This is a genomic window from Butyrivibrio proteoclasticus (assembly GCF_900115735.1).
Classification (GTDB): Bacteria; Bacillota; Clostridia; order Lachnospirales; family Lachnospiraceae; genus Butyrivibrio; species Butyrivibrio proteoclasticus_B.
In genome coordinates this window covers 42430-58796 of record NZ_FOXO01000021.1, presented here as the reverse complement: position 1 = coordinate 58796, position 16367 = coordinate 42430, and the positions used below count along the sequence as shown (strand labels likewise).

The window sequence follows — 16367 nt, the reverse complement described above, 5'->3', positions numbered from 1 at the left end:
TTGCTTCCTATGATATAAAAAATCGCTCCGCTAAGGAAGCGCACTCGCGCGAGTGGAAGATGTTGCATAAATGCAACCGCGCTCGGCGCGAGAATGTCGCAAGCGACATTCTTTTTTTAAGAGGCAGTTGTTATCTAATGATTAGCTTGCCTTACTTCTTGGAATCACGTAAGGATCCCCAGTCTCCGGATCGAGTATGATTGAACTTTCCATTCCGTAAATTTCATGCATCAAATCTGATGTTATGATATCTCCTGGTTTTCCACTCGCTACAAGTTTTCCTTTTTTCATGGCAAAGATGTGGTCTGCATATCTTATGGATAAATTGATATCGTGTAATATTGCAACAATAGTAACTTTCTTTATTTCATTGAGCTTGGCGAGACAATCAAGAATTTCCACCTGATATGCAATATCCAGATATGTAGTAGGTTCATCGAGGAGCAAAATATCTGTGCCCTGAGCCAGTGCCAGTGCAATCCATACACGTTGTCTTTGGCCACCTGAAAGAGAATCAACCTGCTTATCGGCAAGGTCTGTTATTCCCATTGCACACATTGCAGAAGAAATAGCCTCATAGTCAGCCTTGGTAAGCTGACCAAAAAGATTCTGATAAGGAAATCGGCCCCTGGCAACAAGGTCGGCTACTGTTATTCCTGCAGGAACTATAGGTGACTGTGGCAGAAGTCCGACTCTTTTGGCAAGTTGTTTTGTTGGGAACTCACAGATTGGAACTCCATCAAGAAGGATATTTCCCTTTGAAGGAGAAAGAAGCCTAGCAAAGCTTTTAAGCAGCGTAGATTTGCCGCACCCGTTTGGACCAATTAAAACGCTGAACTTTCCTGCAGGAATGCTCAAATTCATATCTTCTATAATTAGTTTATTGTCATAGCCTGCATATATCCCATTTGCAGTGAAAGTGTGACTCTGTGCGATCTTACTCATCAGATCTTTTCTCCTTTTTTATTGATATTAAGTAAAAGTAGCAATAGGTATGGGGCGCCCAAAAGTCCTGTTATGACTCCAACAGGGTAGCTTGTTTCAAAAAGATTTTTGCCTATAAGCTCGGAAGCGTAAACAAGTATTACTCCAACAAATCCGGAAGTCACCATTGCAATAGATCCGTTTTTTGTTAGCTTTGTTGCTATGGGTCCTGATAAAAAAGCTACTGAAGCAATAGGACCTGTTGCGGCAGTTGCTACTGAGGATAGGAGCAAAGCGCAGATAAGGCAACATATCCTGATAATATTTATTGATGCACCAAGAGTAGTAGCATATTCGTCTCCAAGCTGCATGATCATGAGTTCTTTGTTACATAGTAAAAGAGCTCCGCCAGCCAGGAGAGTCATTATTGTTATAGCCGGTACATTTGACATCTGAACGGAATTTAGACTTCCGCGCAGCCATCGCAGCGCTGTTCCAACATCGTATTCAGAACCTACAAGAAGCATCCAGGAAATAAGGGCATTCAAAACTGCCTGAAAACCGATTCCTATGAGGATCATTCTGCTGCTGAAGGCATTTCCTTTACCAGAGAGTAAAAGAATAAGTCCTGTAACTAAAAGACCTGCTACTACTGAGAAGATTGAAGCAACAGCTCCGCTGATACCAAGTATAAGGATGCAGAAAACTGCAGCGGCAGAGGAACCTGCGGTAACTCCGATTATGTCAGGAGAAGCGAGAGGATTCCTTAAAAGGTTTTGAAAAGTGTAGCCTGCAAGTCCAAAAGAAAAACCGGCAAGACCTCCAACAATAAGCTTTGGAAGCCTTAAGCTTTTTATGGTGTAGGCAGCCCCTTTTGTCTCATCGCTTAGAAGTACCTTAATGACTTCGCTTAGTGAATAATTTGTATTTCCTATTGTCATCATGAGGACTGCGAGAATAGCAATGACAATAATGAAAAATAGAGCACATGCGATATTTCTTTTTTGCTGTTTAGAATATATATTTTTTAAATCTGTTTCTAATTTGGTCATCATATATTTTTGGCCTTTGTCATCCATACAATTGATACAAATACCGGGGCACCCAGTATGGCTGTGATGATTCCAACCTCAAGTTCTCCCGGGCTTCCAAGAAGTCTTCCTAAAACATCCGAAATTGTCAAAAGGGCTGCTCCACCTATTGCAGATAGCGGAACGATGATTCTCATGTCATTGTCAAAAAGCTGTCTTATAACATGCGGGAGCATAAGCCCCACAAATCCAATTGGCCCTGCCAGGGCAGTTACAGATGCACAGAGAAGTACTCCTGCAAATGCGGATACTATCCTTATCTGTCCGACTTTTACACCCAGTGAGATAGCCATTTCATCGCCAAGTGACAATGCATTAAGTGGTGATGAACAAAGTAAAGAGAGGATAAGTCCTGCCAAAAAGAAAGGAAGGAGCAGTTTTACATCTTCCCAGCTTCCACCACTGATGCTTCCAACCTGCCAGAAACGAAATTCCTTCATGACCTGTGAGTCTGGAAGCATGATAGTATTGACAATGGCTCCAAGGGCAGTTGACACGGCTGTTCCAGCAAGGGCAAGCTTTAAAGAAGTTGCTCCTCCATAGCCTATGCTTGCTATTCCATAGACAAAAAATGCAGTGGCCATAGCCCCTATGAAAGATAGCCCTATAAGTCCAATTCCGGAAGAAATGTTCAGGTACGCAATGCCAATAACTACCATGAGAGAGGCACCTGTGTTTACACCAAGAATGCTTGGGTCTGCAATGGGGTTTCTCGTGATAGACTGCATCATTGCGCCGGAAACGCCAAGGCAGCCCCCAGCTATGAGGCCGAAGACTGTCCTTGGAACTCTGGCAGCAATCACAGCTGCAATGAACTTATCTGTTTCTTCTCCGGTGAAAAAGCTGACGATATCCGCCACGGGTACATATTTACTTCCATATACTATAGAAAGGATAGCGCCTGCGATCACCAGAGCGATCAGTATAATTGTTCCTATGATTAATTTTGTATTACTGTATCTTTTTTGCTGCTTCATTTAACACTTCCAGATAGTCATCAATTGCATAAGGGATAGAAAGAACTGTTGGTGTGCTTGCTGCTGCAAGGGCGTCATTTGAATCAAGTAAAACAAATGCGCCGTTGTTTACAGCAGGGATATTTGAAAATCTTCCATCGTTCTGCATAGCTGTAACAAGTGATTCTGTGCCATATGTGATGATGATATCAACGTCGCTTAGTACATCAGCGTTTTCAGCACTTACTGTTATTGAAAAAGCATTTGGATCATCAATAAGTCCTGTAACGCTGTCTGGAGTTACAAATCCAAGATCTCCAAGAAAGGCTGCTCTTGGATCGTTGTTTGTATAGATGTAGAAAGTTCCCAGATCATCTTCTGAAAGCCAGAAGAATGCAACTCTTTTTCCATTGAGGTCAGGGTACTGTGAAAGCTTGTCGGAAATAAGCTGTTCAACATCAGCAACAAGGGCTCTTCCTTCAGCTTCAAGGCCAAGGGCTGCAGCATCATTTATGGTCTCTTCCTGCCAAGTAGTTGTCCATGCGATTGTAGGATATGCAACTACAGGAGCAATTTCGCTGAGTCTGTCATATTCTTCCTGGCTAAGTCCTGAGTAAGCTGCAAGGATTACATCAGGCTGGCAGTCTGAAATAGCTTCATAGTCCCATCCGTCTGTATCATCAAATACATTAGGAGTAGCACCGAGATCTTCAAATGCTTTTGCTGTCCATGCAAGAAGGCCGTTTTCATCCCTTGGTCCGAAATTCGCTTCTGAAATTCCAACAGGTACAATTCCAAGAGCGAGAGGAACATCAGGATTTCCCCAGGCAATTGCAACGACGTTTTCAGGCTTCTCCTCGATAACGGTTTCACCAAGTCCATGAGTGATCGTGAGTGGGAAAGTTGCATCGCTATTAGAAGCGCTGTCTTCAGATACTGAAGAAGATCCTTCTGTTGATTCTGATCCGGAAACAGTTGCTACTTCTGAACTGTCAGTTGCTACAGTATCTACTGTGGCGGTTTCGGATGTTGTTCCACAAGCCACAACGCTAAGGCCAAGGAGGCCTGCGAATAAAGCTGAAATAAGTTTGTTCTTCATAATTTTACTCCTCTAGTGTTTATAAGATTAGTTAATGCTAACAATGTGTTAGCAAGCGCTAACAATAATCTCATAGAAAACGCCAGTTGTCAACAATTAAATCTAGTAAAATCGATTAACCAGGATAAAAAATAAGTGTAAAACAGACCTGATTAAGTGTAATCAGGCTTGCTTTTATGTTGTGTGATATATTTCAAAAAGTGTTTCGGCTTTATGTTCGCTTTATTAAATTTTTATAATTTGAATTGTTAAAGCTTGATTTTAATTGGCAATTAGCGCATGATAAAGAATGACGTGGGATTAAATTGTGTAAAAGATGCGTAAGAAAGCTTCTTACGTTGAGGAATGTTATGAAAAAACTAGTTGAGATCAAGGATGTAAGTAAGATTTATAATCCTGGAGAAAATGAGGTAAGAGCTCTAAATCACGTGAGCCTTACAATCGGAGAGGGCGAGTTTGTCGCCATAATAGGTCAGTCCGGTTCCGGAAAATCTACCCTTATGAATATGCTTGGGTGTTTGGATACGCCAACCAGTGGAAAATATTTTCTGCATGGTCAGGACGTTTCTCATATGACAGATGATGAGCAGTCTGACGTGCGTAACAGGGAAATTGGATTCATATTTCAGGGATTTAACCTGATACCATCTCTTACAGCTTTGGAGAACGTGGAACTTCCACTTATCTATCGCGGAGTTGGCAAAAGAGAAAGAGACAGGCTTGCGAATGCTGCTTTAAACAGCGTCGGCCTTGAAAAAAGAAAGACTCATAAGCCAAATGAAATGTCAGGTGGTCAGCAGCAGAGAGTTGCGATAGCCAGAGCTATTGCACAGGCACCGCCAATTCTTTTGGCAGATGAGCCCACAGGTAACCTGGATACAGCTTCAACAAAAGAGATAATTAGTATTATCAAGAGGCTCTATAAAGAAGGAAGAACCGTTATTATAATCACTCATGACCCTGGAATAGCAGAGCAGGCAAAGAGAATCATCACAATCTCAGATGGTCAGATAAAGAGTGATGTGATCAATAAGAATTATAAGGATGATTGATCTGTTTAAATAAAACCCAGTGTTGAAAAGTATGGAGGAGAAAAATGTCAGAGAACAAGAATGACAAAAATCTTGAAGAAAATAAAGAAGTTGTGACAAATGAAGCTGTTAAGGAAGATGCAGCTGAAACTGCAGTTATAAAGGAAACAACAGGAAGTACTGCAGCAGAGGTTTATGATGATTACGAGGAGGCAACACCTCCTGAAGAAGTTACAGGTAAAAAGAAATTCAAATTAAAGAAGAGATATGTTGTTGGCGGTGTGGCAGCTGTTCTGATACTTGGCGCCATAGGAAGACAGTTCCTTGTTGGTAAGAATCAGGTGACAATGGTTGAGACTTCACCTGTTGTACTTGGAAACATAGAGAATGTTCTTTCTATTTCAGGAACAGTCCAGAGTGCTGAGACCAAAACTTACTTTTCAGAAGTAGCCGCCCCTATCGAAACTCTTGATATCAAGGTTGGCGATAAGGTGTCAAGCGGCGACGTTTTGTACACATATGACACAGAGGCGCTTGACCTTGCTGAGAAGACAGCCCAGCTTGCAATCACTCAGGCAAAGGGGAATTATAATTCCCTTTATTCAGCAGTTGGAGCTGCAGACAGAAAATATGCCGAGGGAATGACTGCTCAGCAGATCAATGACAGACTTGATGCGATCACTGCGGAGATCAATTCGCTTAACGACAAGATCACTGAGAAAACAAACAGGATTAATCAGACTCTTAAAGATATACAGAATACTCAGTACGATATAAACCAGAACAGTATCGATGATAAGTATGAATCATATTTTGATGGCGGAAGCGATTCATATATCACAAGAAATGAGTCGGGTAATAAGACTGATGGAGAATACAAAGAGCCATCAGAGAGCGACAGACAGATGATCCTTGCTCTTGAGCAGACATACAATGATGTATCATATGCGCTTAAGACTGATGCCGAGATCAAGTCATGGAATGATCAGATCACAGCCCTTAAAGAGGAGCAGAGCCACCTTTCATCTGCAAAGGCAGCTCAGGTTAATGGCGGAACAGCAGCTTCATCAAAGGCTTCCTATGAGTCAACCCAGCTCACTCAGCAGGATACAATTGATAAGCTCGAAGCTGCAAAAGAAGGCGTAAAGGCAGACTTTAACGGCGTAGTTACAGAAGTTGCTGTAGTAGAGGGGGCAACAGTTACTGCAGGAGCTAAGATGGTAACAATGGCAAATCTTGAAGATGTTCAGGTTGCTCTTTCTGTTTCAAAGAGTGATCTCCCTAAGATTGCAGTTGGACAGAAGGTTGATATCACAATCAATGGAAAAGCTTATGATGGCGAAGTTATCAAGATATCAGGTAATGCCACAAAGAATAGCAATGGCGTAGCAGTAGTCGAGACAATTATAAAGGTTACTAACCCTGACAATGACATAATCCTCGGTGTTGAAGCAACAAATAAGATCCATGCTGAAAAGGCTGACAACACTATCGTTCTTCCATATGAATATATTCAGACAGATGCAGAAGGCGACTATGTATATGTTGTTGAAAATGGCGTAGTAACAAGAAAAAATGTAACAGTTGGTATTTCAACCAGCACAGAGGCACAGGTGATTGAAGGATTGTCTGAAGGAGATGAAGTTATCTCATCAGATGTATCAATGCTCACGGAAGGTATGGCAGTAGCTGTTAATAACATGTGATAAGCATGTTTTGTCAGAGATGTTTGGATAAAAGATAATGGGACAGTTTGGTGAATATTTTAAAAGTGCGATCAAGCAGATAATTGGTAATGGCTATCGTACTCTTATGACGATGCTTGGAATTGTCATAGGTATAGCGGCAGTAATTGCTGTTGTTGCTCTTGGAAATGGCATGACTGAGTTTGTACAAAGTCAGCTTAACGGAATAACCGGCAATTACGGAATAATCAGTATCAATACAAAGAAAACCTCAGATTTTTTTACCAGAGAAGATATGAGTCTCATCGAAGATGAGCTTCCGGATATAAAAGGTATATCTCCTGAGTTTTCAGGATATGGAAAGGTGAAGGCGAAAAGAGGTACTTTTGAAGCAAATGTAAGTGCCGGAACAGAAGCTTTTGAATATGCTCTTGGTAATGGGATTGTAAAGGGATCTTATTTTACAAGGCAGCAGGTTGAAGCCGGACAAAGAGTGTGTGTCATGCTCATAGATGACGCTATAAAACTCTTTGGAACAGATGAATGTATTGGCAATGAAGTAGAGATAACCATGTTGGGAAAAACTGCAACCTATACTGTTGTAGGGCTTCGTGATCACATGAATGAAATGTACACTTTTCTTATGGAGGGGCAGGACTACTACGCCCAGATAGAAGCTCCATATACGGCTTTCTGCGCAGATTTTGATTATGAAGCAGATAAGCTTTATAGTCTGGTTCTTTTTGCTGATCAGGGAATACTAAATGACAGAGTTACCGAGGCCAAAAATATCCTTATGAATACTCATGGTCTTAGGGGAACTAATGCCATATCAGGATATAGTATGGCTGATTTCTCAAAGCAGCTTGATCAGATCCTGGGCTATGCGTCTTCATTTCTTTTACTGGTTTCAGTTATTTCCCTGGTGGTAGGTGGAATAGGTGTAATGAACATTATGCTTGTTTCTGTAACTGAAAGAACAAGAGAAATTGGTATAAGAAAATCAATTGGTGCAAAGACTGCAGCTATCATGTCGCAGTTTTTGTTTGAGGCATCCATCCTTACATTCCTTGGCGGAATTGTCGGGATTATTTTGGGAATTATTCTTGCGCATATAATCTGCACTGCTATAGGATTTGACGTTATCATTACACCTTCATCAGTACTTGGAGCAGCATTTTTCTCTATTTTGGTGGGACTGTTTTTTGGACTGTACCCGGCAAGAAAAGCTGCAAAAATGAAGCCTATTGATGCGCTGAGATTATAAGGAATATAAAATGGGAACTTTTGGAGAATATATAAAAAGTGCACTTTCAAGTATAAGAAACAATAAAGGAAGATCTTTTCTGACAATGCTTGGAATCATAATAGGAATTGCTGCGGTGCTGACCGTTCTGATCATCGGTGATGGTATGAAGGCTACGGTAAACAGTGAAATGGATTCCATTGGTGCCACTACTGTATCAGTTTCATTGGATAATACAAAAACAGATAAGCTTTTTACTAAGGATGACCTGGATAGGATTAGAGCGGGGCTAAGCAATATTTACGGAGTATCTCCAAGCATTAATATTTGGGGAGAAACTATGGTGCGAGGCGAGGCTTATGATATGAGCATAAGTTGCGGAAGCGAGGCAATGGAATACTCTGCCGGTGTGAAAATGGTTCATGGTCGTTACTTCAATGCTGCAGACGTAGAAGATGGTAAAAAAGTCATTGTCCTTAGTCAGTCTGCGGCGAAAAAGCTTTTTGGATATGAAGAAGCAGTAGGAGAGACTGTTACTGTCACAGCTTATGATCTTACCGGAGAGTTTTTGGTAATTGGCATACGAGAAGATACTTCAATGGATACAGCATATGCCAGCTATATGGATGAACCAGCGTATATGGGAGATGTGCCATATACTGCAGCTGCTGGTGTATACAGTCTGAATCTGGATACCCTGAACAGTTTTACAATTTATCTCGACAGTGAGTATAAAAATGCAGTACTTTCTCAGGCAAGGTCAGTTGTTGAAAATGTAATGGGACTTAGAGGCGAAGGTGCTGTAAAGGTGTCATCCGGTTATGGCTTTGACCAGACTACAGATACTATTCTTACGATCATCACCTCTGTTGTAGCCATAATAGCAGCCATATCTCTTTTGGTTGGAGGTATCGGTGTAATGAATATAATGACTGTTTCAGTCACAGAGCGTACAAGAGAGATTGGTATCAGAAAATCTCTTGGAGCACGCACATCTTCCATTCTTACGCAGTTTTTAGCTGAGGCATCTATACTTACATTTACTGGTGGAATAATAGGAATCATCCTTGGACTTTCACTGGCGTATCTGATTTGTCAGGTGGTAGGATTTGAATTCTCAGTTAATCCGCTGTTGGTGCTGATTGTAGTAGCTATTTCAACAGCTATCGGACTTTTCTTTGGAATATACCCTGCAAAGCGCGCAGCAGCGCTTGATCCAATTGAAGCCCTTAGAACGGAGTAAAGTTAGTTTCACTGTCACTCCATGAGTACTAAAAACAGCCTTTGTGTGATATACTAGGTAGTAAGAATGTTTTTGGGGTGAGCTTGTGAGAGAGATTGTGGAGAGACTCCTTAAGGGGCAGTTTGAATATGATGATAAGAGCCTGGATTTTTCTGTGCCAAGAGTTGAGATTACTATGGGCCCGGATGAAGAAGTCGAAGGCTCTTTTACTATATTCGGACCTGAGAACAGGTTTGTCACAGGCAGGATTTCCTCTACAGATCTTAGGATGAATATTGTAACTCCGGAGTTTACAGGTTCTCCATATGAAGTTTCTTATAGGTATGATGCAAGAGGTCTTTCCAAGGGTGATGTACTTCAAGGGGATTTCAGAATCATATCCAATCAGGGAGAGTATGTTCTTCCGTTTGTAGTCACTGTAAGGCATGATCATATAGAATCAAGTCTTGGTGATATCAAAAATCTTTTCCATTTTGCAAATTTAGCTAAAACTGATTGGAAGGAGGCAGTTGACCTTTTTTATTCCAAGGACTTTATAAATGTTTTCCAGGGAAATGACAGTCAGTATGAAAGTCTCTACAGAGGTCTTTCTGTAGCCAAAGGCAATGAGCAGAATGTGGAAGAGTTTCTCATAAGTATCAATAAAAAGAAGCCTGTTGAATATATAATTGATCAGGAAGAGATACATATTGATTTTACCGGAACGATTCACGACTATGGGATCCTTATAACCAGAAATGGCTGGGGGTATACTGATCTTCATGCAGATACTGATGGGGATTTTATAAACCTCGATAAGATGAATTTAAGTGATGAGAGTTTTAGTGGCAGTTCCTGTCATATAAAGATAAGGCTAAGGACCGAAATGCTCCATGAGGGCAATAATTTTGGCAGAATTATTTTCAGTAACGCTTTCTTTAAGACTGTGCTTCCTGTGACAGTGGCTGTTGAGCTTACAGGCAAGCATCCTACAGCGGATTATCACGAAAAAAAGAAGCTTAAGGTTGATCTTGTCAGGGCATATGAAGATTATAGATGTAAAAAGATAACAGCCAAAGCGTGGGTTTCAGAAACGGGCAAGATTATTGCAAAGATGAATGCAATTGATGATAAAAATCTGGAGTTCAGGCTTTATACAGCTCATTACTATATTACTGCCGGAAGAGTAAATGAAGGAAAATGGATACTTGACAGAGCAGAGGGCGAAGCTCTCGATTCTCCAGGAGATACACTCTACAGCTATTATCTTTATCTTTCTACTCTTTGCAGTAGAGAAGATAGCTATTTAAATGATGTGGCTGAAAGACTTGAGGGTATTTTTAGGCGTAATCCAGATAGCTGGCGCATTGCTTTGCTTATTCAGTATGTAACAGATGAGTATTCAGCATCAAGTCCCAGAAAATGGATGAGTATTGAAGAGCAGTTCTCTTTGGGATGCAGAAGTCCGATACTTTACCTTGAGGCTATGGGGCTCTTGAATGAATCACCATCTATCCTTAGCAGACTTGAGGATTTTGAACTCTATGTTCTTGAATATGGTGCCAAAAAACAGATCATCAGTTTAAACCTGATGGATCAGATAATATATCTTTCTGCCCGCGTAAGAGGCTATAGCGACAGACTGTACAGAATTTTGAAGTCCTGCTATGAAGTAAAAGAGAATGATATGATACTTGAAGCTATCGTATCTCTATTGATAAAGGGTGGTAAGACATCAAAGACTGCTTTTGAGTGGTATGCGCTTGGAGTTGAAAGGCAGCTTCGTATAACGAGGCTATATGAGTATTACATGATGTCTATCTATACGACTGATGAAGGAACGCTTCCTTGCGAGATCAGCAAGATGGTGCTCATGTACTTCTCCTACCAGAGTGACCTTGAATATGATAAGAACGCCATTCTGTATCGATATATCCATGAGAGAAGAGAAGAGTATCCTGAACTATACGAGACATATATGCCTCAGATTGAGAAGTTCCTTATGGCTCAGCTTGATAAGGGCAGGATAAACAAGGATCTTGGGTATCTCTACAAGAATATGTTGACCAAACAGATGGTAGATGCTTCTAATGCGTCTAAGGTCTTATATGTTATCAATACTGCTGAGATAAAGACTAAGGACAAAAGAGTAAACAGTATCTGCGTTATTTACGACAAGTGCGCGAAGGAAATGCGTTATCAGGTAACTGATGGCAATGCATATGTTCCTTTGTATGGCAATGATTACACAGTTCTTTTGACAGACAGGGATGATAACAGGTACGCAACTTCGATTTCATATACCAACACAAGGATGATGCTTCCCGGAAGAATTGCAGAATATGCAATTCCTTACATTCAAAAGGGAAAAGAGAATCTGGATCTGTTTTTGTGCGACCTTGTGAAAAATGCTTACACCATTGATATGGACAATGTTAGCAGATACAGGGATCTTGCAGATTCCGAGTATGTCAGGAGAAAAGTTAAGAATGAAATAAGAAAAAATCTTATCAAGTTCTACTATGACAATGATTTTACAAGACAGCTTACTGAATATCTTGTGAATATTGATCCACTGGATATCAGCAGTTCAGAGCGCAATGAGCTTTTGGAACTCATGGTAATGGCAGGTCTTTTTGACAAGGCTATGGAGTGGATCAAAGCGTATGGAACCTATTCTCTTGATCCAAAAGTTGTCCTGCGCATGTGCTCAAGGATGCTTGACAGGGAAATTTTTGGGAACGGTCCGGAAGAAGTTGAGATAGCTTTTTATGCGTTCTCCAAGTCGAAGTATGATGAACAGCTCTTAAAGTATCTGGTTGCTAATTACAATGGAACGATAAAGGAAATGAGGGATGTGTTCAGAGCTGCGCAGTCTTTTGGACTTGACACGTATCCTTTGGCTGAGAGGATGCTTTTACAGATGCTCTATAGCGGTTCTTTTGTGGGTGAAAAAATTGAGATTTTCAAATCCTATGTAAAGAGCGGTGCCAGCACTGATATTGAGGTCGCGTTCATCTCTCAAAGTGCGTATGACAGCTTTGTACGTGGAAAAGTCACTGACCGCTTTGTCTATGAGAGGATTGAGAGTCTTGCACTTTCAGGTGTTACACTGCTTGATGTATGTAAGCTTGCTTACCTTAGATATTATGCAACTGAGAAAAAAACAGGCGAGGAATACAATGCGGATGTGGCCATAGCATTCCTTAGAGAGCTTGTGGATAAAAATGTGTATTTTCCGTTCTTTACGGAATTTGAGGAGTTGCTTCCTGAAATGGTTCAGTTCACCGACAAGACCATGCTTGAATATAGAACTCTGCCTAAGAAGCACTGCTTTGTGCATTACAGGCTTGCAGGTGATGAGGACAGTGAGTACAAGCAGATGGAAATGCGTGAGATGTATGAAGGAATATTTGTTGCTTCTTTTGTTCTTTTCTTTGGAGAACAGCTTCAGTATTATATTACAGAAAACGGAGATAATGGTGAGGATGTTTTGACAGAGAGCGGAACAATCCAGAAGAGCGATATTATAAAAACCCATACCAGCAGCAGGTTTAGTTATATCAATGACATCATGATCGGTGAAACGCTTCAGGATTATGACACTGTTGATAAGCTCCTTTTGGAACTTGGGAAAAAGAGATTTATTTGTGACAGGCTTTTTACGGCCTTTTTAGATAATGGCGAAGAAGGATGATAGGATATGCTTTTTGGTAGTTCGGATGAAAAGCACTTTGTGCTGGGATATGATTTGGGCGAGAAGGTTTCGCAGATAAGCTATCTGGTTTCTGATGCGGATATGCCTGAGACTCTCTCAGTACTTGCCGGGGCAGAACTGTATAATATTCCTACCGTACTGTGTAAAAGAAATGATGTAAATCAGTGGTTTTATGGGAAAGAAGCAGTGCGTCATATTGAGGAGGGAGACTCAATGGCTGCTCCTGATCTTCTGGCGTCTGCAAGGGCTGGTAAGCCTGTTACAGTGGCAGGGATAGAGTATGACCCGATAGCTCTTTTGACATTGTTTGTAAAAAGAAGCCTTTCGCTTTTGTCTATGGAATTATCACTTGATAATCTGGATGCCATAATGATAACTACAAGTAGCCTTGATCATAGGATGGTGCAGGTTCTTAATGCTGTTACATCAGCGCTTGAACTAAAGACAAAAAATATTTTCTATCAGAGTCATCAGGAGAGTTTTTTTAACTATATGCTTTACCAGCCGGATGAATTGATGCATCATGTGATTCTCGCCTGCGACTATGATATGGAAAAACTCAATGTCTACGAAATGACGTTAAATCATAATACCACACCGATTGTGGCAACTATCGATACATCATCGTATGATGGACTTAAGAATGACAGAAAAGGCTTTCCGGTAGAAGCTGCCATGTACCATCGAATCTGTGAGCGTCTCGATGATGAGTTTCTGATGATAATGCAGAAAATCTGTAAGGATAAGATAATATCAACAGTATTTTTACTTGGAGATGGTTTCAGGGATAAATGGGCAAAGAGATCACTGGAGTTTCTTTGCAGGACCGGCAGGGTGTTTCAGGGGAACAACCTCTTTAGTAAGGGTGCCAGCATTGCAGCCAGAGAGAGGATAAAACCCTCGGAACATTCCAAAAAATATGTTTATCTTGGTGATGATAAATTAAAGTCGAACCTGGGGATGAATCTTATGAAGTGCGGAACAGAAGTATACTGTGCACTTCTTGATGCAGGTACAAACTGGTATGAAGCTGAAGTCTCAATTGAGGTAATAATGGATCCAAGCGGGGTGCTTAATGTTGAAGTAACACCACTTACTGGTAAGAGACCTCAAATAGTGCAGCTATACCTGGATGAGCTTGAGAAGAGACCGGAAGGAACTACAAGACTTCGGATTACCATGAAGATGAATTCTGTAAATGAGGTGGGAGTTAAAGTTCAGGATCTTGGATTTGGAGAGCTTTTCCCATCTTCCGGTAGAATCTGGGAGCAGATAATTGAACTGTAAAGAGGTTGATTTATGAGTAAGCCAATTCTTTGTATCGGAACATATGCAAAGACACCCTTTCATATAGAAAAGGTAGGCAAAAATGTCTACTGTATTGAGGAACTTTGCTACATACTTGTAAATAATGCATTTTTGCTGGACGAGGATAGTTTTGGTGAGGAGCTGTTTGATTGGATTGAAAAGGAGTGCTCCTTGGAGAGACTTGCTGATGAGCTCCGGAGCATGTACTTAAAGAAGTGTTCCATTGCTTCGCTTGCAGGCACCATTCTTGATTATGTGGGATATAACAGCAAGAAGGAAGTTGATCGTACAGAAGAAATACTTAGAGCGAATGCCGGGATGGATGTTTACAGAAAAAAGATGGCACGTGCGGATTTTCTTTTGAAAAACAATCGATACAGCCTGGCATTTAAGGAATATGAATTTCTTTTAAAGAATACTGATGAACTGGATAAGTTGACAAAGGCCAAGATAGAGCACAATGAAGGTGTTATGTACGCGAGACTCTTTTTGTTCGAAAGGGCAGCGGATATGTTTCTTAAAGCTTATAAGGATGGAGGGGATGAGGCTTCCTTAATCCAGTATCTTGCTGCAGTAAGAATGGGACTTTCTGATAAGGATTATGTTTCATTTGTGGCTGATCATGAAGATATGTATGATACTTCCATGAAGCTTGAGAGAAAAGTAAATGAGCTTGAAGAACTGTTTGGAAGCAGCAAGTCCAATCATGCAATAGGAACGCTTTCAGTTTACAAGGCTGAGGGCAAGATGAGTGAGTATTATGACGTTGTGGGGAAATTTACAGAGGAGTTGAAAACAGAGTACAGAAATCTTGTCAAAAGTAAAGTGGGATAACCCGGGGGGACTTACAAATGAGGTTTTTGGATAAAATTTTTGGGAAGAATAAACCTGATGACAGAGTGCTTCAGGAAGAGCTTCAAGACTGGAATGATATTGTCTATACCAGAAAAGATCTTGATATGGATGATCCTGTACAGCGAAGGGAATATATAGGAAGTTGCCTTCAGCAGATGGAAGAAGCATCAAAACAGCTAGATGCACTTGAGGTGGAATATGCCGATGTTACCAGTCATCTTAGGGATATGGAGGAAATTGATGCTCTGCCACCTGAACAAAGGGCTGAAGTCACCGATTGCGCTCAGAGAATAATTGAGACTCAGGAACAACAGGAAAAATTTGTAAAGCGTAAGGGGAAAATGAGTGATGAAGACTTTGAACATATGGAAAGACTTCAGGCTCAGGCGCTTATTGGATCTGAAAAACTACTTGAAGCTGAAAAATATCAAAAAAAGATAAAAAGTGATTTAAAGAGGCTTGATTCTGAACATGAGGCATATCTTTTCAGAGAGGAAGAGCTTGAAAAGACCATAGACAGTTCGAAGACTCTTACGATAGTAATTGGTGTAACTCTTTGTATTATAGTAATCTTCCTGCTGATACTTCAGTTTGGTCTTAAGCTGAATGTGACCTATGGCTATATGATAAGTATTCTTTTGTCAGCAATTCTGATTACTTTGCTGTATGTACAGAGCACTGGGGCTGTGGTTGAACTAAAGAGCGTCAGGAAGTCTATTTCCAGGCTTATCATGCTTCAGAATTCAGTGAAGATAAGATATGTTAATAATACCAATCTGATTGATTATCTGTGTATGAAGTACAGGGTCATGAGTTCTGCAGAGCTTACCAATATGTATGACAGATATCTGAAGGAGAAAAAAGAACGAGAAAAATACGAGGATTCCCGCAGGAGCCTGGATGCCTACCAAAAGGATCTTATTTATATCCTAAGGCATTACAGAGTAAAAGATCCTGATATATGGGTTCATCAGGTGGAAGCTCTTTTAAGTCACAATGAAGAGGTTGAAATAAGGCACAGTCTCAACGTTCAGAGACAGTCCCTCAGAAAACGTATGGAATACAATAGAAATGTCGTTGCAGGTAATGCAAAAAGAGAAATCCAGGACACGGCAAAACTCTATCCACAATATGCTCAGGAAATACTGGATATGGTTTCAAGATATGAAGAAATGTACCCAAATGTGTAATCATTTGGGTATTTTTTGCGTGTGAAGCAGAGTCATATGTCA

At 40.7% G+C, this 16367-nt stretch carries 12 protein-coding genes; 8 read left to right on the top strand and 4 right to left on the bottom strand.

Going from position 1 to position 16367, the window contains the following annotated elements; translation table 11 throughout:
• Positions 1 to 141: 141 nt before the first annotated feature.
• Genes BM146_RS12995 through BM146_RS12980 form a run of 4 tightly spaced genes read right to left on the bottom strand, consistent with a single transcriptional unit; the run spans position 142 to position 4070 of the window.
• The gene (locus tag BM146_RS12995; protein ID WP_074889773.1) at positions 142 to 945 is read right to left on the bottom strand and encodes an ABC transporter ATP-binding protein; all 804 of its coding nucleotides are present in this window, start codon (positions 943 to 945) and stop codon (positions 142 to 144) included.
• Positions 945 to 1979: a FecCD family ABC transporter permease gene (locus BM146_RS12990; RefSeq protein ID WP_074889769.1), complete on the bottom strand. Its 1035-nt coding sequence runs from the start codon at positions 1977 to 1979 to the stop codon at positions 945 to 947. Before BM146_RS12990 ends, BM146_RS12995 begins: the two co-directional genes overlap by 1 nt.
• On the bottom strand, positions 1976 to 2992 hold the full coding sequence (locus BM146_RS12985) for a FecCD family ABC transporter permease (protein WP_074889766.1): 1017 nt from the start codon (positions 2990 to 2992) through the stop codon (positions 1976 to 1978). Before BM146_RS12985 ends, BM146_RS12990 begins: the two co-directional genes overlap by 4 nt.
• Positions 2967 to 4070, bottom strand: coding sequence for an ABC transporter substrate-binding protein (locus BM146_RS12980; RefSeq protein ID WP_074889763.1), 1104 nt, complete (start codon positions 4068 to 4070; stop codon positions 2967 to 2969). The genes BM146_RS12985 and BM146_RS12980 overlap by 26 nt, the downstream gene beginning before the upstream one ends.
• A 350-nt stretch (positions 4071 to 4420) precedes the next feature.
• On the opposite strand from BM146_RS12980, the gene BM146_RS12975 reads away from it, so the two are divergent.
• The 8 genes from BM146_RS12975 to BM146_RS12940 all read left to right on the top strand — a co-directional run bounded on the left by BM146_RS12975 (position 4421) and on the right by BM146_RS12940 (position 16325).
• Complete coding sequence (locus BM146_RS12975) at positions 4421 to 5122, top strand: ABC transporter ATP-binding protein (protein WP_074889759.1); 702 nt, start codon at positions 4421 to 4423, stop codon at positions 5120 to 5122.
• Positions 5123 to 5166: 44 nt separating this feature from the next.
• The gene (locus BM146_RS12970) at positions 5167 to 6807 is read left to right on the top strand and encodes an efflux RND transporter periplasmic adaptor subunit (RefSeq protein WP_074889755.1); all 1641 of its coding nucleotides are present in this window, start codon (positions 5167 to 5169) and stop codon (positions 6805 to 6807) included.
• A 37-nt stretch (positions 6808 to 6844) separates the two neighbouring features.
• Positions 6845 to 8053: an ABC transporter permease gene (locus BM146_RS12965; RefSeq protein WP_074889751.1), complete on the top strand. Its 1209-nt coding sequence runs from the start codon at positions 6845 to 6847 to the stop codon at positions 8051 to 8053.
• Positions 8054 to 8063: 10 nt separating this feature from the next.
• Positions 8064 to 9275: an ABC transporter permease gene (locus BM146_RS12960; protein ID WP_074889748.1), complete on the top strand. Its 1212-nt coding sequence runs from the start codon at positions 8064 to 8066 to the stop codon at positions 9273 to 9275.
• Positions 9276 to 9360: 85 nt separating this feature from the next.
• Positions 9361 to 12951 (top strand): DUF5717 family protein, encoded by a 3591-nt coding sequence (locus BM146_RS12955; RefSeq protein ID WP_074889744.1) that lies wholly within the window; start codon positions 9361 to 9363, stop codon positions 12949 to 12951.
• A 6-nt stretch (positions 12952 to 12957) separates the two neighbouring features.
• The gene (locus tag BM146_RS12950; protein ID WP_074889741.1) at positions 12958 to 14259 is read left to right on the top strand and encodes a DUF5716 family protein; all 1302 of its coding nucleotides are present in this window, start codon (positions 12958 to 12960) and stop codon (positions 14257 to 14259) included.
• 12 nt (positions 14260 to 14271) lie between these two features.
• Positions 14272 to 15114, top strand: coding sequence for a hypothetical protein (locus tag BM146_RS12945; protein ID WP_074889737.1), 843 nt, complete (start codon positions 14272 to 14274; stop codon positions 15112 to 15114).
• A gap of 17 nt (positions 15115 to 15131) precedes the next feature.
• Complete coding sequence (locus BM146_RS12940) at positions 15132 to 16325, top strand: hypothetical protein (RefSeq protein WP_074889733.1); 1194 nt, start codon at positions 15132 to 15134, stop codon at positions 16323 to 16325.
• The last annotated feature ends 42 nt before the right edge of the window (positions 16326 to 16367 follow it).